This is a genomic window from Rufibacter glacialis, assembly GCF_008271745.1.
Lineage (GTDB): Bacteria > Bacteroidota > Bacteroidia > Cytophagales > Hymenobacteraceae > Nibribacter > Nibribacter glacialis.
Window position 1 is genome coordinate 392,477 of record NZ_VKKZ01000023.1, and the last position, 26,427, is coordinate 418,903.

Below are 26,427 nucleotides of genomic sequence, written 5' to 3' on the forward strand. Positions count from 1 at the left end.
TATCTTACTCTTTTAAGCCCTCAAAAGTTGGGTGGCGGTAGATGTTTGAAATGGCCGTTCAATTTGACGCGTTCTTTCAGGCGTTCCGTTTCCAGCACTACCGGCAAGATCTTGGTTAAGTGGTCTAATATGATCTCCAGCCGCTCACTTTCGCGCAGACATTGCAATAGGGCATATTCCTGTTCTGTGGAGAAGCCCAAATGATGTGCCACGTCATAAGACTTGAAGTTGTCTGGCAGGTTGAGCATGAGCTTTTGGATGCCCAGTGCCGAGTACAGTTGCCGCAGCAGCTCCAGAATCTGCACCCGCTGCAAGGGTTCCTCATCCTGGATGATTTCCAGGTCTTCCACCTCGCCCCCTGAATAGAGGCGCCCTGGTACCTGCCGTTGAAACTCCTTGATCTTGAAGATGCCCAACCCTTTGGTTTTGATGTCCATCTCGCCGCTGAGGTATTTTTTCTCTATCCCCAAGATTTTGATCTCCGTGCCATAATCACCCACCCCTTTTTCCAGGTAAACGGGAATCCCGAAGGTAGAGTCATTGGCTTCGCACTCCAGGATCAACTGGCGGTAGCGAGGTTCAAAAATATGGAGGTTGAGCTTTTCCCCCGGAAAAACGACAATGTTCAGCGGAAAAAGAGGCAGAAATCTACTCATGGCCGGGCAGGGGAAAAGGATAAGCTCCTAATTTAAGAAGCCTTTCCTGATGCTGCTACTATTTCTGTATTTTTGTGGGGCCGGCTTTGGCAATTGGGGCGGCCTGCGTAGGTTGATTTATGGCAAAACAGCAATTATCCTGGTCTTTTACCTGGGCAGATGCCCGATGGCTTTTCCTGAAGCTTTGTATCACTCTATTTTTAGGGTCGGTGCTTTGGGTGTTGGCCTACCGTTGGCTTGATCCACCGGTGACGCTGCACATGTTGTCTAAGCGGTCAGAACCGTCTCCTAAAAACCAGAAGATCTCAGAGATCAAGCACCAGTTCGTAGACCTGGAGGACATGTCTCTGCACTTGCCTCTGGCGGTGGTGGCAGCGGAGGACCAACTGTTCTTTACCCACCATGGGTTTGACTTCAAGGCCATCAAAGCGGCTTTCCAAAGGAACATGTCCAGCAAGAAAACAGTAGGGGGCAGCACCATCAGCCAGCAAGTAGCCAAGAACGTCTTTCTTTGGCACGGCCGCAGCTACCTTAGAAAAGGAGTGGAGATGTACTTCACGTTCCTGATAGAGGTGTTATGGGGCAAAGAGCGTATTCTGGAGGTGTACCTGAACATAGCCGAGATGGGCGACCATATTTTTGGGGTGCACGCGGCCAGCCAGAAATATTTCCGGTGCGCGCCTACTGAAGTCACAAAGAACCAGGCTGCCTTACTAGCCGCTGTGTTACCCAACCCTATCAAGTATACGGCGGCCAGCCCCTCTGGCTATACCCTTCGGCGCCGCCGGAACATTGCCCGGAACATGACCCGCCTGGGCGGCTCTACCTACATAAAAAAGATGTTAGAATAAGGTTATGAAGATTCCTCCTTACCTACGCAAAACTTTCTATCTGCTCTTGCTCTGTTTCACGTTGGGCTGTAAGACAACTCAGCCCTTAGAGAATATTAAGACAGAGATTGGGGAAGTCATGCGGCAACAAAGCGAAGCCTGGAACAAAGGAGACCTGGAAACTTATATGCAGCCCTACTGGAAGTCTGATTCCCTGCTGTTCCTGGGCAAGAACGGCCCCACCTATGGCTGGGAGAAAACGCTCCAGAATTACCGGAAAAGCTATCCCACCCCAGAAGCCATGGGGCACCTCACCTTTACCTTATTGAAAACTGAGCAGCTAAGCAAAGAAGTGGTGTTTGTGGTAGGCAAATGGCACCTGCGCCGCACCATAGGCGATGTCCAAGGCCATTTTACCCTTGTTTTCAGAAAAATAGACCAAGAATGGAAAATCGTAGCCGACCATTCAAGTTGATTTTTAGGAATTAGGAATTAGGAATTAGGAATTAGGAATTAGGAATTAGGAATTAGTTTTTCCTTGGCCGCCTTTATCTGAATTGGTACCTTTTACTTTTAGGTTCCGAGGTAAAAGAACAGAGGAAGTGTTTTGGGCCTGTTTCCTTAAAACTGGTTTCTAAACACTTCCTCTGATTCTTAATTCCTAATTCTAAATTCTTAATTCTTCACACCTCTCGTGTCTTTGCTGATGGGGGCTGGGGTTTGTTGGGTGGCGGTGCCTGCCGCATCATCCTTGTCAATTTCTTTCTGTTTCTCTACTTTCTGGATCTCCTCGTGGTAGATCAGGCCATTGTCGGCGGCGTGCTTAGCGGCGGCGGCGGTATCTTTGACCAGCAGCATCTCTACGGTTCCTTTGAGTTCCTCAGAGATGGTAGTTACTATTTTGGCGCGGTCCTCCAACTCCACATCCCTGATGTAGACGCAGAGAATGCGGCCCGGGAAGTTCTTGATCACCTCCTTGTAGATGGGCGCATCCTGTTGTCCGCTGTCCCCGATGAGCACAAAGTTCAGGTGCGGATAGGTGAGCAGGATGTTCTGGATTTCTTTGAACTTATGGCTCATGTGGTCTGCCCCAAAGAACTTGTTCTGCATGAGGCCGAAATCGCGCAGCAGGAGGGGGCCGGCTGGAATATCATTGATGTCTAGGAAATCGTGGAGCAGGTCATACATGTTCCAGGGGCTGCTGCTCACGTAAAAAAACGGGTTGTTGCGCTTGCCGTTTCGGCCCAGCTGCAAAGAGCGGTAGAACGCCGAGACCCCTGCAAATGGCAGCCGGGTACGCGCGTTATTCATGAAGGTGTGCTGCGACATCTTGATCACATCTGTAGCCGAGGTGAGCACAATGGTGTCGTCAATGTCTGAGATGATCCCGTATTCTGCATCAGGGGGCGGCACCAGCACGTGGGCTTTGGTGGTAATGCCCGGCACAAAAGAGGAAATATCGGCTTTGACCAGTTCCACTTCCATTTCATGCCAGATATCCTCCAGCACCAGGGGCGTCTGGGGCTCCAGGTTGATCACGAAATAACCTTCCTTGTCGGTGATCACCGTGTGTTCCTGCCCCTGGAAAGAGACGCGCAGTTGGGCATCCCGCACCTCGTCACTCTCAAAGCGGCGGTACATGTTCACCAGGTTTTTCAGGAGGTTGTCATTGTCAGCCGCCCCGGTAATGCCTTTGTTGGCCAATACCCTTCCTTTCAGGTACAACCGGTTCACGGTTCCGTAGCTGCGGTAAGGTACAATCTGGAGGGGCTTATACAGCCCGAATCTGTTCCGGAACCGCTGCATGAAGAGGTCAAACGAATCATCCAGGCGCTCAATGACTGATCCTGCCTTTTTTTTCCAATCGTTTTCCATAGTTGTGAGGTAGGTTGGCGTGTTTGCTAAGTGTACGAAAAAAGGGCTTATAAGTATAAATACGCATAGCGGCTTAAAGCTCCTTTACAAGCTCAGGTTTCTCTTGAATTCCTGGAAACGGGTGTTGGCGGCAGGTTGGGTATTACAGCCGCGTTGCTTCGCCTCGGCCTGGATCTGCTGAATGCGGTTGCCGGGCGCCGGGTGAGTGCTGATGAATTCTGGCGGGTTTCCGCTGTTCTGCAGGTTCTGCATTTTCTGGAAAAAGCCCGCGGCCCCGTCACACGCGTAGTAATTGGTGGCGCCCAGGTACAAAACCGAGTATTCATCGGCTTCACGCTCATAATCCCGGCTGAATTTTAATCCGGTGAGGTGACCCGCCACCGAGGTAGCCACCCGTTCTAACTCGCCTGCATTATCCCCTAAAAGCAATTTGGTAATAAAGGAGATGCCGTATTGCTTCTGCAACTGCTTAATGGAGTGCCGTTGGTCAGCATGAGCAATCTCATGCCCCAGCACGCCGGCCAATTCATCTTCGGTCTCTAGTTTGTTGATGAGGCCAGTGAAAACATAGATGTGACCCCCAGGCGTAGCAAAGGCATTCAGGTTTTCCGCATCTTTGATGATCTTCACATCCCAGGGGAATTCTTCGCGGTAACTTACCTGGTCCGTGGCCAGTAACCGCTCCACAATCTGATCCAGGTGCTGGTAAGCAGCCCTGATTTTAGGGTCAGAGGAATTGCGGTTGAGTAGTTTTCCGGTAGCCTCATAGGTAGAGTCTACCTGCTTGGCTACTTGCTGCCCCAGCTTCAGATCTTCTTCAATGGAGAAAAACACAGTATCGCCGTTTTTATCACTGCCGCAAGCCGAAAGCAAAACACAGGACAGGATACAGAAGGCCTTTGAAATCCGCTGCCTAACGTTGGCGGAGACCGGGAGTTTGGTATGGTTCATATAAGGAAAGATGGTTGCTTTGAGAGTACTACGCAGGTTCTGGAAAAACGACAAAGGAAGTTGTTTTCGGCGGATAATTCCAACCATTCTGAATTATGGGGAAAGAAGAGAAAAAGGCTTCTTTTTGTAAAACAACGGCAAAAGGAAGGGTACAACTTTTATGCCTTGGATAGGTTAAAGGAAGGAACGTTTGTCTTGATCTACTTCCATGGAAGAACAATTGACTCCTCATGCCCTTTACGCCGACGTGGCCGCCTCTGCCCAGCAAGCCGGGCTGCGCTATTTCCCTGACACCAAGCCTGGCATCTCCCGGCAGCTAAAACGGAAACAGTTTGAGTATTTCACCGCCAAGGGGGAACGCGTCACTGATGAGAAAATCCTGGACCGCATACAAAAACTGGTCATCCCGCCGGCTTGGACCGAGGTATGGATTTGTCCGTCAGCGAATGGGCACATCCAGGCCACAGGTCGCGATGACAAAGGCCGGAAGCAGTACCTCTACCACGCGGAGTGGCGGAAAGCCCGGAGCCTGAATAAGTTTGGGCGCATGTTGGCTTTTGGCAAGGCGTTACCCGAAATCAGGAAACAGGTGGAGAAAGACCTGCGCCTTAAGAAGCTGGAGAAGCGCAAGATCCTGGCCATTGTGGTGGAACTGCTGGACAACTCCTTCATCAGGATCGGGAACCGAACTTACGCCAAGTCAAATAAATCCTACGGCCTTACTACTCTGCGTGATCGCCACGTGAAGGTGGAAGGCGATAACCTGCGGCTGGACTTTGTGGGCAAGAAAGGCATAAAACATGAGATCAGCATCAAAGACCGCCGCCTGGCGCGCCTGGTCAAGCAATGCCAGGACATCCCAGGCCATGATCTGTTCCAGTATTATGACGAAGAGGGGCACCACCTACCCATAGAATCTGGGGACGTGAACGAGTACCTACGCAGCCTGAGCAAAGAGGAGTTCACCGCCAAAGACTTCAGAACCTGGGGCGGCACCGTCTTGATGGTAGAATGCCTGGAACAACTACTGGACGAGAACCCGGATATTGAGAAGGAGAAATCAGTGAAAGAGGCAGCCAAACGGGTTGCGCAAGAGTTAGGCAACACGCCCACCGTCTGCAGTAAGTACTACATCCACCCAGAGGTAGTAAACCTGTTCAAGCAAGACAAATTGATAGACTACCTAAGAAAGCACGACGCCAAAAAGCGGAAGGAAAACCCGTTCCTTTCCCGAACAGAGGAATTCCTCATAAAAATGCTGAAGGAAGTAAAGGTGGCTTAAGCCTCTAGTTCCTCTTGACAAGCTACCGTTAAAGGAGGCAATGATGCCTCTTTTTGAAGATTTGAAGATTTGGAAATATGGAGATGAATAAATGAGGAGATTTGGAGATTTGAAAATGAACAGATGAGAAGATGTGGAGTTGTGAATAGGTTTAGAAAAGTAATGAACTAGGTAGTGCTAAAGGGTACTTTCTTTTCTTTAGGTAAATCTGCTTATGCATTTAATTGATTAGGCAAAACGCCTGCAAATCTTCATATCTGCACATCTCCAAATTTTCAAATCTCCTCATCTCCAAATCTCCAAATCTCCACATCTTTTTTTTAAAGACCTTCGCGGTCAAAGGCATGAACTGCTACGCTCTTCTTTTTCTTAACCTTAGTTTCCTTCCCTTTCTCTACCTCAACCCCTTGCTTGGTGTCCAGTACCAAGGTCTTGTGGCCCCAGCCTTTCACCTGGGAATTGTCACTAACTTTGTCTTCGCCCATGCCGCCGTATATCAACACCTTGATGCCGCTGTCTCCCTGACCGGTAATAACAAATTCATCTTCTTCGGCTAAGCCGTACAAGGCAATGGATTTAGTGTCTTCTTTTTTGAAAATACGGTCAAAAACCAAAAGGTCGCCTTTTTTGCCTTTATCACCTATCTGGATCAGGTACACGCGAGTGTCTCCGGTGGGCAGCCGTTCCACCACAAATTTCTCCTTCTGGTCTGTTCCGGCCACCACCACATGTTTAGAAAGATGCCGGTACATATCTTTGGCTATGTGAGCTAGTTGTTCCCGTCTGGTCTTCAGTTTCCGTAGGATTTCCTCTCCGGTAATGGCGTATACTGGTGTTGGTAAGGCAGAAACCGCTGCCGTTAGCACACTGTCGGTTAATTGAATTTGGAGTTGCTGGGCCAGTTGTTGCCATTGGTCAAGGGTCACCTCGTTCAGGCAGCGGGCATCTATGAACTGCGCATTTTGCAGGTAGCCTTTGGTGAAGGAAACTTTGGGGTGGAAGGTCTTCATCTTCTTCAGGGGTGCCCAGCGGCGGGTGAAAAGCCAGGGCATCATGCCATCATCAAACTTGAAGAAGGCCTGGTCCCGGTCTTTGGGTACCGCAGTATAGGTAGTCACGTGGCTGGTGTCATAAACGGCCCACTGCCATTGGCCCTCATGCCGGTCCCAATCGCCTATGAAAACGTCAAAGAGGCGGGCCTTGGCAAAAGACAGCTGGTCAGGCAAATGCGAATGCTGGGTAAAGCGTTTTTTGAAAAACTCCTCGGAATCAATCAGGTCTTTGGCTTTGCCCAGGTAGCTGGTAAGGGCTTCCTTGCCTTCATACTTCTCTTCCAGCAGAAAGACGCGGTCCTGAAATTCAGAGGAATTCTTGCCCAGGCCTTTCTCATACTTGGGAATGTACACGTACTTGGGGTGGCTGTGCGGGATTCTGGCGCCGCCCGCCAATTCAGATACCACCACTGCCCCGTAGGGATGTATGGCCGAAGTCTGGTCTCGCAGCCAATTGGTCAGCACCGTTTTCCGGAGGCCTTTGGGTAGAACCTCCTGCGGGTCTTTGTCCACGGACCTAAGCGCATATTGTTTGCCTGTTTCATTCTCCAAGGTTAAACTGGTGGTTTGAAAGCCGCCGCCCATTTTCTCCGGGGTTAACCCTCCGTGGATGCGGGAAATATCTAAAACAGGCAAAATCACGGGTTGAGCCCAAACCTTGCGGTAATGCGTACCCCAAACGAAACGATGAAATAGCCCCTTGTCATAGTGTTTTCCAGCCACCACCGTGGCAGAATCCCAACGGGCATGGCGTTCCTGCTCAATAGGCCCAACCAGCGCAGATTTCTGGAAGAACTCCTTCCGGGCGCAACCGAAACAGAGGAAAAGCAGAGAGAAAAAGTAGGTAGATAGTTTCCGCATGCATCAGGTGTGAATCTTTTGCCATACAGGAAGTATGCCAAAAAAGTTTTAATAGCTTATTTTATATATAGTTAAAAGTAAGAAAATCAGGGGTTTAATGAAATTGCGCATAGACACAGAACATCGCACGGTTTTCTTAGGTATAAATACGAATCTATGATGAAATTTCCCTTTTCCCCGAAGAAGGCCACGTTATCTATAATAGGTCTATTGTGGGTATTGTCTTACTTCTGGCCGGTTGCTGCTCAAGCCCAATCAGTACCCAATGATTCAACCGCTACGGTGGCGGCGGGCAAGCATTACCTGCGTAGTAGCTTTCACCGGTTCTGGTGGGGAGAACATTACCGCAAGGTGTGGGCCGAGCCGGTGCAGGTGCCGTTTCTTTGGATCAGCAAATTCCAGGGAGGTGTGGAACCCTTGAAACAGGGGGGGAGTTTCCAGACCAAGAATCTGAGGTTAGTAGACAAGAAGGGGCGGGAGTATGTGCTACGGTCCATTGATAAGGACCCCTCAAAAGCCTTGCCTACCTTTCTGCAGAAGACGTTTGTAGCCAACCTCATGCGGGACCAAACCAGCGTGATCCATCCGTACGGAGCCTTTATTGTGCCGGCCCTGGCCACTGCCGCGGATGTTTACCATACCAATCCCCAATTGGTCTACGTGGCAGATGATCCCGCACTGGGGGAATTTAGAGCAGAGTTCGCCCATACGTTGGCTTTGCTGGAGGAGCGGCCCGATGGCAATTGGGAAACCATCAGCAGTTTCGGGAATCCAAATGATATAGTAAGCTCTAAAAAAGCGATTAGCCAAATGGTGAAAAGCCCTACGCATGCTGTAGAGGCCGGCCGGTACCTGCGGTCCAGGTTGTTTGACATGTGGTTGAGCGACTGGAGCCGGCGCGAAGACCAATGGCGTTGGGCAGTACAGAAAAAGGATGGTCAGACTTTTTACGCGCCCATTCCCCGCGACCGGGACCATGCTTTCTTTAAATTCAATGATGGGGTTTTAACCAAATTGGTGGGCGTTTTCAAGCCCAATTACCAAAGTTTTGACAAAACCATAGTAGGCAGTAACGTGACAGGCTTGATTAAAAGCTCCCGCCAGATGGATTCCTACCTGCTCGCGTACCTGACCCGGGAAGAATTTCAGCAAGCCGCCTTAGATCTACAGGCCAGGCTAACCGACCAGGTGATTGAACAGGCGCTGCAAACCTGGCCGCCTCAGATCAGAGAATTGTCAGCGGCGGAGTTTGCGAACAAGCTCAAATCGCGCCGCCAGGATTTGCTTTCTGCGGCGGAGGCGTTCTATAAAGAAATCAATGAAGACGTGCTGGTGCCCGGCACAGATGCCCAGGACACATTTGAGTTTCAGTTTGAGCCGGACGGAAGTCTGCTCCTTTTCCACTATACCCATTCGCCCGACAAAGAAAAGAAACTGATCCACCAGAAGAAGTTCCTTCCTAAGGAAACCCACAGCATCTCTGTCTTCGGCTTAGGGGATAAAGACACCTTCGTGCTGCGGGGGACCGGTAAAAACAAGATGAACCTGAAACTCTATGGCGGAGAAGGCACCGATCTGTTGGAGATTTCCCCTGGTTTTCAATTAAAGGGCAGGAAAATCCTGGTGCTGGACGAGGAAGACGGGAACGAGTTTGGCAAGCACCAGAAGATCAACAAGAAGGCATATGTGCCCGCTGCCCAGGAATTCAACGGTGATGGTTGGCTTCTTCGGCACCGCCTGCATTAACTGCTGGTTTACGGGCCATATATAAAAAATTAGGCCTAAAACGCGGCGTTCTCCTCGTCTTGCGAGAACACCAACACTTTGTCCTGGTGTTTGGTGCGCATGTACCCGCGTATGATCTGCTGGGTATCTTTATTGTCATTGTAGTACTTGATCACGCCTTTGAAGTCCTCCATGGAGCTGGCGCAGAACGATTCATCAAAATACCCGAAACCCAAATAACGTCCGTTGTCTACCACCACCACTGATTTTTCCTCTGGATGCCGGCCTTTGCCTATGATCACGAAGGTGTCATAGTCATACTTGAAGGCATCCATGGCCTCCATCACGCGTTGGTTGTATTCCTCCGGTGACTCCTTGCCCACGCAGGCTCCTTTGCACTGGTGGACCTGGTAATCAAAACAAGGGCCATTTGATTTGTAGAGATCGCACATTTTCTGGCACAGGTTGTACTTGGCCACCCGGTTAAAGAGAAAATTCTTTGCCTGGAACTGGTTGCTCATGGTGAGCAGGGGCGGCACCTCGGTTTTGGCCTTCTGGAACGTGAGGCGCATATAACCGTCTTGGTCTATGAAAGAGTAAATGCCTGAATGATAGACGCTGCGGCGCTGGGCGCGGTTATAGAAGGGTTTCCGTTTCTTGATCTCATCTGATTCAAACAGCAAGGCCACCAGTTCACTGCCGGTGCGCTCATAGGTGATGCTGGCAATGCGGTTCTTGAATTCAATGGACTTGCGGCTCTTGAAGTCAATGCTGAAGTGCTGGATGATCCTTTTCCGGATGCTCTTGCTTTTGCCCACGTAAATGATCTCGCCGCTCTCATCATGGAAATAATAGACCCCGGCCTCCAATGGAAGCGCGTCTACCATGTCTCTGGTGATAGCAGGTGGCAACAGCGAGGTTTTGATTTCCTTGGAGATGAAGGAAGGCTCCAGCAGTTTGTCATCTTGGGCCGAGGTGACCTTTTGCTCATCAATTTTCAATAACCGGTCAAAAAGGATGGCAGTAGCCTCTGCATCGCCAATGGCGCGGTGCCGCATCTGCAGGGGAATGTCAATGCTCTTGCACAGCTTGCCCAGGCTGTAAGAAGGCAAACCGGGCATCAGTTTCCGGCTCAGCCGAACGGTGCACAGGGTTTTGCGCTGGAAGGTGAACCCCAGGTCAGAAAACTCCTTCTTAAGAAAGGAATAGTCAAACCGCACGTTGTGGGCTACAAACACATTGCCCTCGGTGATCTGCACGATCTGCTTGGCAACCTCATGGAATTTAGGGGCATCACGCACCATCTCATCAGTGATGCCGGTGAGGTTAGAGATGAAATAGGGGATGGGCCGCCCGGGGTTGATCAGGGAATGGAACTGGTCCACCACCTGGGTACCATCATGGATGAAGATAGCTATTTCCGTTATCCGGTCTTCGGCGGGTTGGCCGCCTGTGGTTTCAATATCTACTATTGCGTACACGCGCTCTGTTTAAGATGAAGGATCAGTACCAGGGTACTCGTAAGGGTAAAACCAAAAAATAGCCAAGAACGTTTCATGGCCCTTTTTGAGAAATCAGGCGCCAAAGGAGGTAAAAAGAAAGCAGCCCCTAAGGCTGCTTTCTATCTAATCGGCTGTTGTCAGGCGCAGGCTACAGTCTTTCCTTCAGGGAAGTGATGGTCTGTTTGGCCGCTTGTATTTCCTGGTATTGACGCTGCACCACGGTTTTGAGGTCTACCGGCAGGCCTTGTTCGTGCAAGGCGGCATCATAGGCTTTGAGGGCGGCCTCGTCACCGGTTTCACATTCCCCAAGTATGGCTTTGCTGTCATTGGCCCCTACGGCTGCCTTGAGGTTGATCCAGCCCCGGTGTACTGCTCCGGCGGCCTGTAAAGCGGCTCCTTCTAAGGTGGTGGTGTTTCTGGTGCTGCCGCCCAACTGCTGCGCTTTGCTTTCCAGTTCACTCACAAAGATGGCCCGTTGCTGCGCAAAGCGTTCTAACTCTGCTTTCACGCTGGGGTTGTCTACCGCGCCCGCGGCTGTTTCATATCCTTTCTGCCCATCGCGGGCGGTTTCCACTAAATCATTCAAGGTGTTGAGGGCTTTGTCTTGTGCATTGTCCATAGTTTCAGTTTTAGTTGGTGGTATAAGAAAAGGCATTGAAGAGTTGGTAATCAACTACTTCAATGCCTTTTCTTATACTTAGGGTGTCCTGTATTGGTTACGGTGCTGAAATGCCCCAATTGCCAAAACAGAGCCGTACTTTTCTTATTCTTTGTTTCGCCGGCTCTTCAGCTTCTTGAGGAGTTTGTTTTCCTTTGGCCCCTGGTTGATGTCATTGAGCAGGAACCCGAACGGCTGTAGTGGTTCATAAGCATCAAAGATCACTTTCAGGATGGCAATGATGGGGATGGAAAGGATCATGCCCGGGGCTCCCCATATCTCACCCCCTATGATCAGGGCCAAAATAGCCGCGAACGGATTGATGCTCACCTTAGAACCTACCACAAACGGCGTGATGAAGTTCCCCTCCAGGAACTGCACAAACCCAAAAATTCCGATCACGATCAGCATTTGGGCGGCAGAACCTGTGTTGATGAGCACAAACAAGGCTGGGAACAAGGCGCCAATCAAAATACCAATGTAGGGAATGACTGTTAGTATGGCCGCCATCACGCCAAAGAAGATCGCGTATTCCACCCCCATGATCATCAGGCCCACCGAGTTGAGCACAGACACCACTGCGATCACAATCAGCAACCCAGACAAATAGCCCTGTACCACCCGCTGAATATTATCTACGGTTTCCATAAGCGGCTCACGGCGGTCTCTGGTGATGAATTGGAACATGAACTGCCGCAGGTGGTCACGGTAGTAAAGCATACAGAATATGTAGATAGGGATAAGCGAGATAACGGTCAGGGCACCAGTGGTAAGTGAAATGGTGCTGCCTAAGAAGGCGGTTCCTGTCTGGGTCACGTTGCCTAGGGCCTTTTGCAGGAACTCAGATTTGTTCGTGGGCTTAATGCCAAAGCGTTCAAACAGGAACGTTTGGAATTTGGCCAGCAGCATAGAGAATTTGCTGTTGATCTCAGAGAGCTCAGAGGAGAAATTGCTGATCTGAGCCGATAGAAACCAAATCAGCAGGGCCAGCACTACCATGACCACCACCAGGGAGATAACAATGGCTGCTGCCCGGGGAAGGCGTCTTTCCATGCCTCGCGTCATGGGCAGCAACAGCAACGCGAACAGGGCCGCAAAGCAGAGGGGGATCAGGACCGGGCTGAAGGTCTGCAAGAAATGAAGCAGCAGGAACAGCCCCAGTAGAATAACGGTGTACTTGAAGTAAACGGGTAATTTTATTTCCATTTGTTAAAGGTTTCTGTGCGGAGGAAAGGAATTTTAAGCTGTGCTAATAATATTAGTATTTATAAGCAGTTGTAATAGAAGGCAGTAGTATTTTAGCTAATAAAATAAGCAAAAGTTAGCCGTGTGAATGAACTGCTAACCGCTATATTTGGTTACACTAAAAGAGAAAATGGGCTATTGGACTGCTCGCCTAAGAATACTTAACTGCTTTTCCATACCAGATGTTTCTGCAATAAAATTGCCCTTTCCCGGTGATGATGCCAAAGTACACGCATTTTTTCTTTTATTTTACCTTATTCTACTAAACCCAAAAGTTCTCTATGGCTGAACTGACTGATGTTACCTACAACGAGGATAGTATACGGTCGCTGGACTGGCGTGAACATATCCGGCTGCGCCCGGGCATGTACATTGGCAAGCTAGGCGATGGTTCCTCTCCCGATGATGGGATCTACATTCTTGTAAAAGAGGTGATTGACAACTCCATTGATGAGCACATGATGGGGCATGGTCGCACGATTGAAGTAAAGATTTCCGACCACAAAGTAGTGGTGCGGGATTATGGCCGCGGTATTCCCTTAGGCAAAGTGATTGACTGCGTGAGCAAGATCAACACCGGCGGTAAGTATGACAGCCGGGCCTTCCAGAAATCGGTGGGCTTGAACGGGGTGGGTACCAAAGCGGTGAACGCCCTTTCCTCCAGTTTCCGGATCCAGTCCGTGCGGGACGGTAAAACCAAAGTGGCCGAGTTTGAGCGCGGTGAACTGGTGAAGGATGAGCCTTTACAGGAAAGCAACCAGCGCAACGGTACCACCACCGTGTTTGTGCCAGATGACACCATCTTCAAAAACTACCACTTCATTCCGGAGTTCCTGGAAAACCAGATCTGGAACTACGTGTACCTCAACGCCGGCCTTACCATCCATTTCAACGGACAAAAGTATTTGTCTGAGAATGGCCTGAAAGACCTGCTGAGCCGCAAGATCGCGGAGGAGACCATGCGGTATCCGATCATCCACCTCAAAGGAGATGACATTGAAGTAGCCTTAACTCACGGAAATGATTACGGAGAGGAATATTATTCCTTTGTAAACGGCCAATACACCACGCAGGGCGGTACGCATTTAGCTGCCTTCCGAGAAGCTGTAGTAAAGACGGTTAAAGAGTTTTATGCCAAAGAGAAGAAGGATTTCGATGGAACTGATATCAGGGCTTCTATTGTAGGCGCTGTCGCGATTCGCGTTCAGGAGCCGGTTTTTGAAAGTCAGACTAAAACTAAGCTGGGCTCTATTAACATGAGCCATGATGGCCAAAGTGTCCGGAATTTTGTAGTTGATTTTCTAAAGAAGCATCTGGATAATTTCCTTCACCAGAACAAAGATGTTGCCGAGGCTTTGCGCAAGCGAATTGAGCAGAGTGAGCGGGAGCGGAAGGATATGGCCGGCATCAAGAAACTGGCCAACCAGCGCGCCAAAAAAGCGAACCTGCACAACAAGAAACTGCGTGACTGCCGCTTCCACTTCGGTGAAAGCAAAGAATTGGAGAAAGAGGCCTTGACCACTTTGTTCATCACCGAAGGTGACTCAGCATCAGGTTCTATCACCAAATCTAGGAACGTAGAGTTGGAGGCGGTGTTCTCCCTGCGCGGGAAGCCTTTGAACTGCTTCGGGCTGAAGAAGAAGGTGGTGTATGAGAACGAGGAATTCAACCTGCTACAACACGCCCTCAACATTGAGGAAGGTCTGGAAGGCTTGCGCTACAACCGCGTGGTAGTAGCCACGGATGCCGACGTAGACGGAATGCACATCCGTTTGCTGCTGATGACGTTTTTCCTGCAGTTTTTCCCAGATCTGGTCAAAAACGGCCACCTCTACATTCTGGAGACGCCGCTTTTCCGGGTACGGAACAAGAAGGAAACCATTTACTGCTACAATGAGCAGGAGAAGCAGAACGCCATGCGCAAATTGGGCAAGAACCCGGAGATCACCCGCTTCAAAGGGCTCGGGGAGATCTCACCAGAGGAGTTCGGTAAGTTCATCGGCGACAACATCCGCCTGGAGCCGGTGATCATGGGCAAGACGGAGCAGAACATCCAGAAGGTGCTTTCTTACTTCATGGGCAAGAACACGCCTGAACGGCAGCAGTTTATCATTGAGAATCTCAAAATAGAGAAAGATATAGTAGAGGAGGTATATGCTTAACGAAGAATTGGAAAACGAGAACAACCTGGAGCTGGGCGCGGAACTGGAAGGAGAGGAGACCATCCATGACATCACCTCTGTTTCCGGCCTGTACGAAAACTGGTTTCTGGACTACGCCTCCTATGTGATACTGGAGCGGGCGGTGCCTGCCCTGGAAGATGGTTTCAAGCCGGTGCAGCGCCGCATCATGCATGCCATGAAGGAAATGGACGATGGCCGTTTCAACAAGGTGGCCAACGTGATCGGGCAGACCATGCAATACCACCCGCACGGGGACGCCTCCATTGGAGATGCCATCGTGAACCTGGGCCAGAAAGACCTGCTTATTGAAACCCAGGGAAACTGGGGCGATGTGCGCACCGGCGACAGCGCGGCCGCTCCCCGTTACATTGAGGCGCGGCTCACCAAGTTCGCGTTGGATGTGGTCTTCAACGGGCAGACCACCGAGTGGCAGCTGAGCTACGACGGCCGTAAAAACGAGCCCGTGACTTTGCCGGTTAAATTCCCGCTTCTGCTGGCGCAAGGCGTGGAAGGGATTGCCGTGGGCTTGTCTACCAAGATCATGCCCCACAACTTCCGGGAATTGATCAAAGGCTCCATTGACGTGCTCAAGGGAAGGCCTACCCATCTGTTACCCGACTTCCCTACCGGCGGCCTCGCCGACTTCACCAACTACAACGGTGGGGGAAGAGGTGGCAAGATCCGTTTACGGGCTACTATTGAGAAAGTAGACAAATCGCTGCTCGTGATCAAAGACGTTCCCTACGGCACCACCACCACGGCGCTCATGGACTCTATTGTGAAGGCCAGCGAGAACAACAAGATCAAGATCAAGAAGGTGGTAGACAATACTGCCGCTGACGTGGAGATTCAGGTACACATTCCGCCGGGGATTTCCCCTGACCTGACCATTGACGCGCTGTACGCCTTCACGGATTGCGAAGTCTCTATCTCGCCTAACACCTGCGTGATCATTGAAGACAAACCCCGTTTCCTGAACGTGGATGAGTTGCTGCGCATGTCTACGGTGAAAACAGTCCGGTTGCTGGAGCGTGAGCTCGAGATCCGGATGGGCGAGCTGGAAGACAAGTGGCACCAATCCTCCCTGGAGAAAATCTTCATTGAGAACCGTATTTACCGCGACATTGAAGAGTGCGAGACCTGGGAAGCGGTGTTGGTGGCCATTGACCAAGGGTTGGATCCGTTCAAGCCTATCCTACGCCGTGAGGTAACGCAGGAGGACATCATCCGCCTGACGGAAATCAAGATCAAGCGCATCTCTAAGTTTGACTCCTTCAAAGCCGATGAGTTCATCAAGAAGCTGGAAGAGGAGATGGCCGAGGTATTGGATAATCTAGCTAACCTCACCCGCTATGCCATCAGCTATTTTGAGGGTCTTTTAGCCAAATACGGCAAAGGGAAAGAACGTAAAACGCAGATCAGAACCTTTGATGTGGTGTCTGCCCAGAAAGTAGCGGTGGCCAACCAGAAGCTGTACGTGAACCGCAAAGACGGCTTTGTGGGCTATGGCCTCAAGAAAGACGAATTCGTGTGCGACTGCTCTGACATGGATGACATCATTGCCATCCGGAAAGACGGGAAGTTCATGGTATCGCGCATCAGCGACAAGATCTTCATGGGCAAAGACATCATCTACGTTGGCGTGTACAATAAGAATGATGAGCACATGGTCTATAACATGATCTATGTAGACGGAAAAACGGGCATCTCCTTCGCGAAGCGTTTTGCGGTGACCTCTATTACCCGTGACAAAGAATATGATCTGACCAAAGGCGAGAAGAACTCCAAGGTGGTGTACCTCACGGCCAACCCTAACTCAGAATCCGAGTTGGTGAGCATCACGCTGCAACCGGCCAGTACCGCCAGAGTAAAGCAGTTTGACTTTGATTTTGCTGAACTGCTGATCAAAGGCAAAGGCTCGCAAGGGAACATCGTGACCAAGCACCCCATCAAGAAAGTGGTGCAGAAGGAACTGGGAGTCTCTACTAGAGGCGGACGTGATATCTACTATGACGAAGTGATTGGCCGTTTGAACACTGAGAACCGGGGAAGATACCTGGGGTCCTTCAACACTGATGATTCAATCCTGGTGATCTACAAAGATGGTTCCTATGAGATGACTTCATTTGACGTGACGAACCATTATGATGTGCAGAACATAGAAGTGATCCACAAATTCTCACCGGAACTGGTGGTGTCTGCGGTATACACCGAAGGGGAAACCAAGGTCACCTACGTAAAACGTTTTGTGGTAGAGACCAGCACCATTGGTAAACGGTTTATCTTCATCAGTGAGTCCAAAGGGTCTAAATTGCTGGCTGCCTCCGTGCATCCTGAACCTAAAGCTGAAATCAAGTTCCAGCGGGACAAGAAGTCTGACAAAGAGAGTGAGACTTTGTTGCTGAGTGCCTTCATTGACGTGAAAGGATGGCGGGCTATTGGTAATAAACTTAATTACTTTAAAATCTTTGGTATAACAATCCAAAAGGAGGAAGAAGCAGCCCCAACTAAGGTTAAAAATAGCACTAAACAAGTTAAATCTGTAAAAGTAGAGCCAAAGCAGGTGCCCGCAGTAGCGGCATCCTACTCTACAGGAGAAGAAGTTTTATTAGAAATAGAGGCAGTACAACAAGATATTGGTTTGTCCGTAGAAAATGAACAATCTGATGATCTGCCGACACCTGTAAAAGCTCCTAAGAAACAGTTGAATCTTTTTTAGGATTATTTAAATTGTTTAAGTAGATTACCCGTACGTTGGACTAAAACAGATGAACCGGGGAGTTATGCGAAGAACATTTAGCCTGATGCTATTAGCTTTGTCTCTTATCATTTTTCCGAACCTGGCCTCCTTTGCGGGGGGCTTAGGTTCGGAAAAACTACTTTGGGAAGCGAATCAACTATTCAGGGAATACAAAGACGCTGAGGCGTTAGAGAAATATGAGACCCTTCTGGCTTCTTATCCCAAAGTGGAAGAGGCCTTGGTGAAAGCCAGTATTGTGTGCGGCCGCATTGGAAGCCGCTTCCAGGATGATACCCGCAAAGGCCTCTATTTTCAGAAGGCTTTTGGGTATGCCCAGAAAGCCCTGGAAGTTGACAGCCTGGCCGCAGAGCCAAATTACGTCATGGCGCTTTCCCTCAACAACCTGTGCCAGACCATCAGCCTCAAAGACCGGTTGGTGCAGTTGAGCCTGATCAAAACCTACTTAGACAAAGCGCTTACCCAAGATCCTAAACACGCGGGTGCCTGGCACCTTAAAGGGCGTTGGGCTTTCAGGGTAGCGAACCTTTCCTTTGCCGAACGGTCTGCTAATAAACTGCTGACGCAGTTTCCGTTACCTACCTCCACCAATATAGAAGCCATTGAGGCGTTTAAAAAAGCCATTGAGTTAGAACCTTCAAACTTGCTTTTTTACTATGACCTGGCCCGGGTGCAACGTGAAGCAGATCAGTCCTCTGAATGCGTGAGTACCTTGCAGCGGGCGCTGGACCAGAAACTACTGACCTCTGAAGACCTGGAAGTGAGCAGAAGATGCAAAGTCTTGTTGCAGGAAGTCTTGAAGGTAAAAGCATAAACCCCTCCTTTATTTAAAGTTATAAGGCAAAGGCACCCAACCCAGGGGTGCCTTTGTTATGTAGTGTCCATTCCGTTTCAGGCCCATTTTTGAAAAATTCCCCAGAAAATGCCCTCCCGGCTTTGGGTTCCTAAAACTACCAGGCCCCCTTTCTTTTCTGGAAACCAAAAAGAAGCACTGCTTCCGTCTCTTTTCGCATTTCGGGCCTGTTTTTTGGGAAACAAAGTAGAAGTAAATATTAAAAAATGCCTATCTTTTGAATTGAAAATCTACTTTGCGGGCGTGAAACCACTCATCTTGTTACTCCTTTTTTTCCTGAACGCCTTGCTGGTCCTTGCTCAGAAGGGGCCGCTGGAAGGTAGGGTAGTAGAAGCAGAAAGTGGGAAACCTTTAGAATATGTGACCGTTCACGTGGCTTCCGCCAAAGTGCCGGTGTTCACAGATGCCAACGGGAAATTCATCCTGTTGCGCTATCAACCCACCGATACCGTAACCTTCACCCTGTTGGGTTTTGCTCCCCTAGCCTTGCCCGTCAAGGTCTTGGCGGAGACGCCGGTCATCCGGCTGGTGCGGCAAAGCTATTCCCTGCAGGAAGTGGTGGTGCGGCCTAAGGAAAACCCGGCTTACCGTATTGTGCGGTCGGCTGCCAGGAACAAACACCTGTACTTACCAGAAAACCAAGAAGCAATCCAGTTTGGCACCTATACCTTGTTAAAAGGAAGTATTCTGGAAGGGGAGGCCCATGACAAGAGGAAAAGCTTCTCCAAGAGATACGCGCCCTACCTGGATAGCCTCTCCCTAAAGAAAGCAGGTACCAAAACGGCTTCTTTGCCCATTTTCCAGGCGGAAACGGTGAAGGAAACCTACTTCAGCCGGTTCCCCAGAAAGTCGAAAGAGATCTTGAAAGCCAGTAAGACGGTAGGGGTGGGCATTGAGCGGGAAAGCCAGGTGGCCCAACTCCTGAATGCCCAGGCGGAACATTTCTCGCTGTACCAGAACTGGGTGCGCATGTTTGACAAGGATTTCGTGAGCCCCGTTGCCAACCAATGGAGCAGTTACTATGACTATACTTTAGAAGACAGCCTGGAAACTCCGCAGGGAAAGGTGTACCGGCTGAAAGTCCACCCTAAGCGGGCCCAGGACCTGGCTTTTGAGGGAACGATATGGATCTCAGACGGTTCCTTTGCCTTGCGCAGGGCTGAATTAAAGGTGAATCCAGCGGTGGCACTTAATTTTGTAGCCGGCCTGCAGATAACCCAGGCCTGGGATGACCAGCAGCCCTCCCTGCTGCCTATATTCAGCGAACGCAAGTTCCAGCTCACGGGCTTGCCGGGCACGGAGGTGAGGCTCTTCATTGAGTCGAGGACCACCTATACCGGCCTGGCGCTGGACCAGCCCAAGCCGGCCGCCTTCTTTGACATGACGCACCAGATCCATGATTCTGCCCTTACCCACCAAGAGCAGTATTGGCAGCGCGTACGGCCTCAGGAACTATCCCTGGAAGACCAGAAGCGGGTGCAGTCCATTGCCCAGATCAACAAGCTGCCAGAGATCAGGGGAACCGTAAAACTAGTCAGGGTCATGATGGAAGGCCATTTGCCTCTGAATGAGAAAGTAGAATGGGGGCCGGTTCTGGGCACCTATGTGTACAATGAAGTGGAAGGGCACCGGTTACAGGTAGGCGGTAGAACTACGGCTCAATTTCACCCCAACTGGATAGTGAACGGGTACCTGGCGTATGGCACCAAAGATGCTTCCTTCAAAAGCCTTTTGAACCTCCGGTATGTGATAGACCGGCACCGTTGGACCGAGTGGGGGGGGAGCTACCTGCAAGACGTGGGTCCAGCCACATTGGATCTTGACAACAGCCAGGTCAGCAGCCTTTTCTTCTCGGCCTTCCGGTGGGGGAACATGAGCTATCCTTACCAGCAGGAACGCCTGCAACTGTGGGCCGAGCGGGAGTGGATTCCAGGGCTGAGGCAACGGGTAACGGTCCGTAGGGCCAACTACGTCCCTTCTTTTGCCCCAGGCGCGTGGTCTTCCGCAAGAGATCAAAAAACTTTTGGCCGGTTCCAAACCACTGATATTACCCTAGCCTTCCGCTATACCGCCGACCAGAAGATGCTCATCCGGCACCATGAGAAAATACCCATCTCCACCTCCACGGCTCCTTTGTTTGGGCTGCACCTGACGGCCGGGATCAAAGGGGTGATGGACTCAGACTTTTCCTACCAGCAAGTGGGGGTATCTCTGGAGCAGCGGGTGCGGGCGGGCATCTTCGGGTATGCGCGCTATTACCTGAAAGCAGGCAAAACCTTTACCAGGGTGCCGCTTCCGTTGTTGCAGGTGCCGCTAGGCAACCAGACGCCGTTCTTTGTGATGGAGGGGTTCAACCTGATGCCGTTCTTCTCCTTTGCCACCGACGAGTTTGCCTCCTTGCGGTATGACCACCATTTTGAAGGGGCTTTCTCGCTCACCAACCGGCTGCCCCTGCTCAAGAAAACCAAGCTTATTTTAGTAGCTGGTGGTGCCGTGTTGTATGGCCACCTGTCAGAAAAGAACTGGATAGCCAGCACCGGCCTGGCTGGAGAAACTCCCCGTTTCCAGGGATTAGGCAAAAATCCCTATGCTGAGGTGAACGTAGGCTTCAAGAATATCTACCAACTGTTGCGGGTAGATCTGGTGCACCGGCTAACCTACCAAGACCTGGAGGCGCCCCGTTGGGGAGTATGCGTGTCGGTGGCGGTGAATCCGTAACGGGTTTAAGTGCGGTTTTTAGAAATAGGGGGTTAAAACGCAGTAGAACTAAACAGGAAATAGTACCTTCGCCACGACAACAAACCATGGAATTCATATCTGGCATGCGTTATTCTCTTTTGTTTTTGGGGTTAGGTATGGGTCTGCTTTCAGCGTGCTCCCAGAAAACCTCTGAAGAGAGAATGTTCCACCCGCAGAAAGTAGACAGTTCCATTCCCACCCACATCAACGAGATCAGCCGGGCCCTGGACCAACGGGATCCCCAACCGGAATGGTACGTGAAAAGGGCCAAACTTTACCTGAGCCTTAACCAGGCCACGCCTGCCCTCAAGGACCTCACCAAAGCCACTGCCTTAGACCCCTCTTTAGGGGAAGCCTATTTTTACAAGGCCAAGATCCTGCTCCAGGGGCAGCAGTACCAGGAGACCATGCGCATGATGATGCAGGCGAAGGCCTTCAACTACTACTCCCCGGAGTCGGAAGCCATCTTGACGGAGACGTACGTGGGTCTTAAGCAGTATGAGCGGGCCTTGGGCCATGGCCTTAAAGCCATCAAACTGAGTCCCTCTGAAGCCAAACACTACGTGCTGCTGGCCCAGGCCCAGGTAGGAACCGGTGATACCACGCGGGCCTTGGTGAACTTACAGCGGGCCTTGGTGCGGGATTCTGTTTCGCTCCCGGCTTTCCGGGAGTTGAGCGCTATCTATACCGCCCGCAAGTTGTATGACTATGCCTACCCCTTGGTGCAGCAGGGAGTGCGGAAACAACCCCAGGACGGCTTTTGGTGGCAGCAGTTGGGCCAGTATTTCCTGAGCCGCAATCAAACAGACACGGCCTTGGCTACTTTCTCCCGGGCCATCAACCTGAATCCTAAACAAGCCCAGGCATACGCCGGGTTGGGAGAGGCTTGGTACAAGAAGAGGCAATACAGTACCGCCTTGCCGCTGCTGGAAAAAGCCCGCGAGTTAGGGCTGCCCATGACCGAGCACAACCGGTGGATCCTGGCTTCTTGTTTGGAGTGGACAGGGCAGAAAGAGGCGGCCAGACAGCAGTACGTTTTTTTAACCAGAAAATATCCGCAGAACCGGCGCTATAGTGTAGCTTTGCAACGGGTCACCAGGCCGGTGCCGCAGCGTACCATCATAGATACATTGAGCGGCATATCGGTTTTTTAGCTATTTTGCCAGAAAACCGCCTAAAACAAAGAAGTTTTATTACTTTCCATATGATCAACATTACCTTACCAGACGGTTCGATCCGGGAATACCAAGAGGGAGTAACCGGCATAGAAATAGCCGCCTCTATCAGTGAAGGCTTGGCCCGTAACGTGCTGGCCGTGAAAGTGAACGGTCAGGTCTGGGATTTGACGCGCCCTATTTCTGAGAATGCCGCCATTCAGCTGCTCACCTGGAACGACGACGAAGGCAAAGCCACCTACTGGCACTCTTCAGCCCACTTAATGGCCGAGGCGCTGGAGGCTTTGTACCCCGGCGTGAAGCTGGGCATTGGCCCGGCCATTGAGAACGGGTTCTACTATGACATTGACCTGGCCGACGATAAAACGCTTTCCAGCGAGGATTTCCCGGCTATTGAGCAGAAGATGCTGGAGCTGGCCCGCCAGAAAAGCGAGTTTGTGCGCCAGCCCATCAGCAAAGCCGAGGCTATCGCCTACTTCACCGAAAAAAACGATCCCTATAAGCTTGACCTGTTACAGGGTCTGGAAGATGGTTCCATCACCTTCTATACCCAAGGGAACTTCACCGACCTTTGCCGAGGGCCTCATATACCTAACACAGGGTTCATTAAAGCAGCCAAGCTGATGAACGTGGCCGGTGCCTACTGGCGCGGTGATGAGAAGAGCAAGCAGCTGACGCGCGTGTACGCCATCACCTTCCCTAAGCAGAAAGAACTCACGGAGTACCTGGAGCGCCTGGAAGAAGCTAAACGCCGCGACCACCGTAAGCTGGGCAAGGAAATGGAACTGTTCGCTTTCTCTGAGAAGGTGGGCATGGGCCTTCCATTGTGGTTGCCCAAAGGCACCATGCTGCGCGAGCGCCTGGAGCAATTCATGCGCAAAGCCCAGACCAAGGCTGGTTACCAGCCGGTGGTGACCCCGCACATCGGTTCCAAGGAATTGTATGTGACTTCGGGCCACTATGAGAAATACGGGGCAGATTCGTTCCAGCCCATCCGGACCCCCAATGAAGGGGAGGAGTTCTTCCTGAAGCCCATGAACTGCCCGCACCATTGCGAGATCTATAAGACCCGTCCGCGCTCCTACAAAGAGTTGCCGGTGCGTCTGGCTGAGTTCGGGACGGTATACCGCTACGAACAAAGCGGCGAGTTGCACGGCTTGACCCGGGTGCGCGGCTTTACTCAGGACGATGCTCACATTTTCTGCCGTCCAGATCAGGTGAAAGAAGAATTCACCAAGGTGATTGACCTGGTATTGTACGTGTTCAAAGCCCTGGGCTTTGAGAACTACACCGCCCAGATCTCTTTGCGTGACCCAGAGAACAAAACTAAATACATAGGTTCTGATGATCTGTGGGAGAAAGCAGAGCGGGCTATCATTGAAGCCGCTACGGAGAAAGGCTTGCCTACCGTAACCGAACTGGGCGAGGCTGCGTTCTATGGACCTAAGCTGGATTTCATGGTGAAAGACGCGCTAGGCCGCAAATGGCAGCTGGGAACTATCCAAGTGGATTACAACCTGCCGGAGCGGTTTGAGTTGGAGTACGTAGGCGCTGACAACGAGAAACACCGTCCTGTGATGATCCATAGAGCACCTTTCGGCTCCCTGGAACGATTTGTGGCGGTATTGATTGAACACTGCGGGGGTAACTTCCCGTTGTGGCTCAGCCCAGACCAGGTAGCTATTCTGCCTATCTCTGAGAAGTACCATGACTATGCCCAAAAAGTAAACGCGCAACTGGCGGACCAGGACATCAGAGGGTACATTGATACCCGTGATGAAAAAATAGGCCGGAAAATACGTGATGCTGAAGTAAGCAAAGTACCTTACATGATCATTGTAGGGGAAAAAGAGCAGGAAGATCAGATTGTTTCTGTCCGTAAACATGGCTTAGGTGACATGGGTACGCTACGGGTAGAAGCCTTCGTGGACAACTTCCGGGCGGTGCTGGCAGAGATGCTCAGTTAAAATATTATAAAATACTTTTATTTTACAGGGAAAAAGGCGAGATTCGCACCCTGATTGTGAAACCTTAAACTTTTAGGAGGTACAACTATTTCTACGAATAACAGACGCTACGTGCCACGTGGCAAGGTCGAAGAACCTTATCGTATCAATCAGCGCATCACCGGCGTCCGCGACGTTCGGGTGGTAGGTGAGAACGTGGAGCCGGGTGTATACAGCATAGACCAAGCCCGTCGTCTCGCCACTGAGCAGAACCTTGACCTGGTTGAGATATCTCCCAAGGCAGATCCGCCCGTTTGCCGTATTATTGATTACTCGAAATTCAAATACGAGCAAAAGAAGAAGCAGCGGGAAATGAAGGCGAAAACCACGAAAGTGGTGATGAAGGAAATCAGGTTCGGTCCTAACACCGATGACCACGATTTCGAGTTCAAGCTGAAGCATGCCCGCCAATTTTTGGCAGAAGGCGCGAAAGTGAAGGCTTATGTGCACTTTGTTGGCCGAACGATTGTCTTTAAAGAGCGCGGTGAATTACTTTTGCTTAAATTTGCGCAAGCGTTGGAAGACGTGGCCAAAGTTGAGCAGTTGCCCAAGCTGGAAGGGAAGCGGATGTTTCTGTTCCTGGGACCGAAGGTGAAAAAATAACAGTACACTTTATATACACCCAAATGCCAAAGATGAAAAGCAAATCAGGGGCTAAGAAGCGATTCACCCTGACAGGTACTGGCAAAGTAAAGCGTAAACACGCTTACAAAAGCCACATCCTGACCAAGAAGACCACCAAGCAGAAGAGAAATCTGACTCACACCGGACTTGTTAGCGAAGCTGACCAGGCCAACGTATTGAGAATGCTTGCGTCTTAATCCAATCAATTTAATTATTGTTTCAACGGGAACTGGTAACTAAGCATTAAACCGAAATCACCAGCCCCAAAAAAAATCAGAAATGCCTAGATCGGTCAATACCGTGGCGGCCCGCCACAAGAGAAAAAGAATAATGAAAATGGCCAAAGGTTACTTTGGTCGGAGAAAAAACGTTTGGACAGTAGCCAAAAACGCGGTTGAGAAAGGTTTGCTTTATGCATACCGCGATAGAAAAGTGAAGAAAAGAGACTTCCGTGCTCTTTGGATCCAGCGTATCAATGCCGCAGCCCGTATCAACGGCCTGTCTTACTCTCAATTAATGGGCGGATTGAAAAAAGCGAACATCAACCTGAACCGTAAAGTTTTGGCTGACCTGGCTTTGAACCACCCAGAAGCCTTCACCGGAATCGTTGAGAAAGTAAAATAAGCTTTCCTTCCCATACCAATGAAAAGCCCAGCAATTGCTGGGCTTTTTTTATGACCATATTGTACCGTCCTAAAATAAGTTGACACAAAAGTTGACTTATTTGGAAGAAACAATCAGGAAGGGCTTTTTACGGAAAAGTCAAAAGGACTACAGTCTGGCCTTTAAGCTGGATGTTGTGGACCAGGTAGAAAAAGGGCTTCTGACCTACAAGCAGGCGCAGTCGAGGTACGGCATCCAGGGCCGTTCGACGGTTTTGGTCTGGCTACGTAAACATGGTAGCTTAGACTGGGAAAGCAGGACACCTATGAAAGACAAGCAGCCACCCCGCAAGAAGATCCACGCGCTGGAAGCCAGGATCAAGCGCCTGGAGCAGGAGAAGATGATCCTCAACCGGGCCATCGATATCGCTGACGAACAGTTCGGCACCAATATCCGAAAAAAGTATTTGCCCCTCTCGCAGCAAGCTTTCCGGCCAAAGGGGCACTCGGAGCCACCCGAAAGCAGATAGCCCGGAGCCTGGGCTACAGCCGGCAGTACCTCTACAAGCTACGGAAGCAGGCATGTGAAGAGAAACTGGTCAAGCAGCAGGTCAAGGCGCTGGTAGACGGGCAGCGGAAGCTGCTGCCCCGCCTGGGCACGCGTAAGCTTTACTTCAGGCTGCGCCCGGCCCTGGCGGGCATGGGCATCAAGCTAGGGAGGGGCAGGCTGTTCGCCTGGATGAGGGAGTTCGGCTTGCTGCTACGTCCCGGCAGGCGTTACGTGCAGACAACCAACTCAAAGCACTTTCTGCGCAAGTACCCGAACCTGGTGAGGGGCCTGCAGCCCACA

The 26,427-nt window shown here is 50.8% G+C and carries 20 protein-coding genes and 1 pseudogene; 14 read left to right on the forward strand and 7 right to left on the reverse strand.

Annotation, left to right across the window (positions count from 1 at the left end):
• Positions 1-20: 20 nt before the first annotated feature.
• Entirely contained in the window at positions 21-656 is a 636-nt protein-coding gene (locus FOE74_RS17670) for an LON peptidase substrate-binding domain-containing protein (protein WP_149099955.1), read from the reverse strand.
• 119 nt (positions 657-775) lie between these two features.
• Here FOE74_RS17670 and mtgA point away from each other — a divergent pair, with 119 nt between their 5' ends.
• Positions 776-1,507, forward strand: a complete 732-nt coding sequence (mtgA, locus tag FOE74_RS17675; protein ID WP_149099956.1) for a monofunctional biosynthetic peptidoglycan transglycosylase — start codon at positions 776-778, stop codon at positions 1,505-1,507.
• A 4-nt stretch (positions 1,508-1,511) separates the two neighbouring features.
• A complete protein-coding gene (locus tag FOE74_RS17680) occupies positions 1,512-1,961 on the forward strand; it encodes a YybH family protein (RefSeq protein WP_149099957.1) in 450 nt (149 codons plus the stop codon).
• A 200-nt stretch (positions 1,962-2,161) separates the two neighbouring features.
• Here the strand turns inward: FOE74_RS17680 and FOE74_RS17685 are convergent, their stop codons facing one another.
• Together FOE74_RS17685 and FOE74_RS17690 are read right to left on the reverse strand one after the other, a co-directional pair.
• The gene (locus tag FOE74_RS17685; protein WP_149099958.1) at positions 2,162-3,361 is read right to left on the reverse strand and encodes an App1 family protein; all 1,200 of its coding nucleotides are present in this window, start codon (positions 3,359-3,361) and stop codon (positions 2,162-2,164) included.
• A gap of 84 nt (positions 3,362-3,445) precedes the next feature.
• Entirely contained in the window at positions 3,446-4,312 is an 867-nt protein-coding gene (locus tag FOE74_RS17690; RefSeq protein ID WP_149099959.1) for a M48 family metallopeptidase, read from the reverse strand.
• Between the two features lie 208 nt (positions 4,313-4,520).
• Between FOE74_RS17690 and FOE74_RS17695 the strand changes: the two genes are divergently transcribed.
• Complete coding sequence (locus FOE74_RS17695) at positions 4,521-5,594, forward strand: DNA topoisomerase IB (RefSeq protein ID WP_149099960.1); 1,074 nt, start codon at positions 4,521-4,523, stop codon at positions 5,592-5,594.
• A 320-nt stretch (positions 5,595-5,914) separates the two neighbouring features.
• On the opposite strand, the gene FOE74_RS17700 is transcribed toward FOE74_RS17695, so the two are convergent.
• Positions 5,915-7,507 carry a hypothetical protein gene (locus tag FOE74_RS17700; protein ID WP_149099961.1) on the reverse strand — a complete coding sequence of 531 codons (1,593 nt, stop codon included), beginning with the start codon at positions 7,505-7,507 and terminating at the stop codon, positions 5,915-5,917.
• A gap of 156 nt (positions 7,508-7,663) precedes the next feature.
• Here FOE74_RS17700 and FOE74_RS17705 point away from each other — a divergent pair, with 156 nt between their 5' ends.
• Positions 7,664-9,253, forward strand: coding sequence for a hypothetical protein (locus tag FOE74_RS17705; protein WP_149099962.1), 1,590 nt, complete (start codon positions 7,664-7,666; stop codon positions 9,251-9,253).
• A gap of 35 nt (positions 9,254-9,288) precedes the next feature.
• Here the strand turns inward: FOE74_RS17705 and FOE74_RS17710 are convergent, their stop codons facing one another.
• From FOE74_RS17710 to FOE74_RS17720, 3 genes are all read right to left on the reverse strand, one after another.
• Positions 9,289-10,713 (reverse strand): exonuclease domain-containing protein, encoded by a 1,425-nt coding sequence (locus FOE74_RS17710; protein ID WP_149099963.1) that lies wholly within the window; start codon positions 10,711-10,713, stop codon positions 9,289-9,291.
• Between the two features lie 169 nt (positions 10,714-10,882).
• Entirely contained in the window at positions 10,883-11,353 is a 471-nt protein-coding gene (locus FOE74_RS17715) for a ferritin-like domain-containing protein (protein ID WP_188686862.1), read from the reverse strand.
• A gap of 144 nt (positions 11,354-11,497) precedes the next feature.
• Positions 11,498-12,598 carry an AI-2E family transporter gene (locus FOE74_RS17720; RefSeq protein WP_149099965.1) on the reverse strand — a complete coding sequence of 367 codons (1,101 nt, stop codon included), beginning with the start codon at positions 12,596-12,598 and terminating at the stop codon, positions 11,498-11,500.
• A 320-nt stretch (positions 12,599-12,918) separates the two neighbouring features.
• Between FOE74_RS17720 and FOE74_RS17725 the strand changes: the two genes are divergently transcribed.
• The 10 genes and pseudogenes from FOE74_RS17725 to FOE74_RS21765 all read left to right on the forward strand — a co-directional run.
• Positions 12,919-14,799, forward strand: coding sequence for a DNA topoisomerase IV subunit B (locus FOE74_RS17725; protein WP_149099966.1), 1,881 nt, complete (start codon positions 12,919-12,921; stop codon positions 14,797-14,799).
• The gene (locus FOE74_RS17730; RefSeq protein WP_149099967.1) at positions 14,792-17,539 is read left to right on the forward strand and encodes a DNA gyrase/topoisomerase IV subunit A; all 2,748 of its coding nucleotides are present in this window, start codon (positions 14,792-14,794) and stop codon (positions 17,537-17,539) included. Before FOE74_RS17725 ends, FOE74_RS17730 begins: the two co-directional genes overlap by 8 nt.
• Positions 17,540-17,603: 64 nt before the next feature.
• On the forward strand, positions 17,604-18,392 hold the full coding sequence (locus FOE74_RS17735) for a tetratricopeptide repeat protein (RefSeq protein WP_149099968.1): 789 nt from the start codon (positions 17,604-17,606) through the stop codon (positions 18,390-18,392).
• Between the two features lie 297 nt (positions 18,393-18,689).
• Positions 18,690-21,149: a DUF5686 family protein gene (locus FOE74_RS17740; RefSeq protein ID WP_192576636.1), complete on the forward strand. Its 2,460-nt coding sequence runs from the start codon at positions 18,690-18,692 to the stop codon at positions 21,147-21,149.
• An 86-nt stretch (positions 21,150-21,235) separates the two neighbouring features.
• Positions 21,236-22,324 (forward strand): tetratricopeptide repeat protein, encoded by a 1,089-nt coding sequence (locus FOE74_RS17745; protein ID WP_188686857.1) that lies wholly within the window; start codon positions 21,236-21,238, stop codon positions 22,322-22,324.
• A 50-nt stretch (positions 22,325-22,374) separates the two neighbouring features.
• Complete coding sequence (gene thrS / locus FOE74_RS17750) at positions 22,375-24,312, forward strand: threonine--tRNA ligase (protein ID WP_149099971.1); 1,938 nt, start codon at positions 22,375-22,377, stop codon at positions 24,310-24,312.
• A gap of 111 nt (positions 24,313-24,423) precedes the next feature.
• Complete coding sequence (gene infC / locus FOE74_RS17755) at positions 24,424-24,954, forward strand: translation initiation factor IF-3 (RefSeq protein ID WP_225840869.1); 531 nt, start codon at positions 24,424-24,426, stop codon at positions 24,952-24,954.
• 23 nt (positions 24,955-24,977) lie between these two features.
• Complete coding sequence (gene rpmI / locus FOE74_RS17760; protein ID WP_066622245.1) at positions 24,978-25,172, forward strand: 50S ribosomal protein L35; 195 nt, start codon at positions 24,978-24,980, stop codon at positions 25,170-25,172.
• Between the two features lie 82 nt (positions 25,173-25,254).
• Positions 25,255-25,599: a 50S ribosomal protein L20 gene (gene rplT, locus FOE74_RS17765; RefSeq protein ID WP_149099972.1), complete on the forward strand. Its 345-nt coding sequence runs from the start codon at positions 25,255-25,257 to the stop codon at positions 25,597-25,599.
• Between the two features lie 112 nt (positions 25,600-25,711).
• Positions 25,712-25,888: pseudogene (locus FOE74_RS21765) on the forward strand (IS3 family transposase); the annotation flags it as partial.
• Positions 25,889-26,427 lie beyond the last annotated feature (539 nt).

What these genes read in the sequence shown, in the direction of transcription:
- FOE74_RS17670 (WP_149099955.1), bottom strand. Translation starts at nt 656, where the DNA reads ATGAGTAGATTTCTGCCTCTTTTTCCGCTGAACATTGTCGTTTTTCCG.
- mtgA (WP_149099956.1), top strand. Translation starts at nt 776, where the DNA reads ATGGCAAAACAGCAATTATCCTGGTCTTTTACCTGGGCAGATGCCCGA.
- FOE74_RS17680 (WP_149099957.1), top strand. Translation starts at nt 1,512, where the DNA reads ATGAAGATTCCTCCTTACCTACGCAAAACTTTCTATCTGCTCTTGCTC.
- FOE74_RS17685 (WP_149099958.1), bottom strand. Translation starts at nt 3,361, where the DNA reads ATGGAAAACGATTGGAAAAAAAAGGCAGGATCAGTCATTGAGCGCCTG.
- FOE74_RS17690 (WP_149099959.1), bottom strand. Translation starts at nt 4,312, where the DNA reads ATGAACCATACCAAACTCCCGGTCTCCGCCAACGTTAGGCAGCGGATT.
- FOE74_RS17695 (WP_149099960.1), top strand. Translation starts at nt 4,521, where the DNA reads ATGGAAGAACAATTGACTCCTCATGCCCTTTACGCCGACGTGGCCGCC.
- FOE74_RS17700 (WP_149099961.1), bottom strand. Translation starts at nt 7,507, where the DNA reads ATGCGGAAACTATCTACCTACTTTTTCTCTCTGCTTTTCCTCTGTTTC.
- FOE74_RS17705 (WP_149099962.1), top strand. Translation starts at nt 7,664, where the DNA reads ATGATGAAATTTCCCTTTTCCCCGAAGAAGGCCACGTTATCTATAATA.
- FOE74_RS17715 (WP_188686862.1), bottom strand. Translation starts at nt 11,353, where the DNA reads ATGGACAATGCACAAGACAAAGCCCTCAACACCTTGAATGATTTAGTG.
- FOE74_RS17720 (WP_149099965.1), bottom strand. Translation starts at nt 12,598, where the DNA reads ATGGAAATAAAATTACCCGTTTACTTCAAGTACACCGTTATTCTACTG.
- FOE74_RS17725 (WP_149099966.1), top strand. Translation starts at nt 12,919, where the DNA reads ATGGCTGAACTGACTGATGTTACCTACAACGAGGATAGTATACGGTCG.
- FOE74_RS17730 (WP_149099967.1), top strand. Translation starts at nt 14,792, where the DNA reads ATGCTTAACGAAGAATTGGAAAACGAGAACAACCTGGAGCTGGGCGCG.
- FOE74_RS17735 (WP_149099968.1), top strand. Translation starts at nt 17,604, where the DNA reads ATGCGAAGAACATTTAGCCTGATGCTATTAGCTTTGTCTCTTATCATT.
- FOE74_RS17745 (WP_188686857.1), top strand. Translation starts at nt 21,236, where the DNA reads ATGGAATTCATATCTGGCATGCGTTATTCTCTTTTGTTTTTGGGGTTA.
- thrS (WP_149099971.1), top strand. Translation starts at nt 22,375, where the DNA reads ATGATCAACATTACCTTACCAGACGGTTCGATCCGGGAATACCAAGAG.
- rpmI (WP_066622245.1), top strand. Translation starts at nt 24,978, where the DNA reads ATGCCAAAGATGAAAAGCAAATCAGGGGCTAAGAAGCGATTCACCCTG.
- rplT (WP_149099972.1), top strand. Translation starts at nt 25,255, where the DNA reads ATGCCTAGATCGGTCAATACCGTGGCGGCCCGCCACAAGAGAAAAAGA.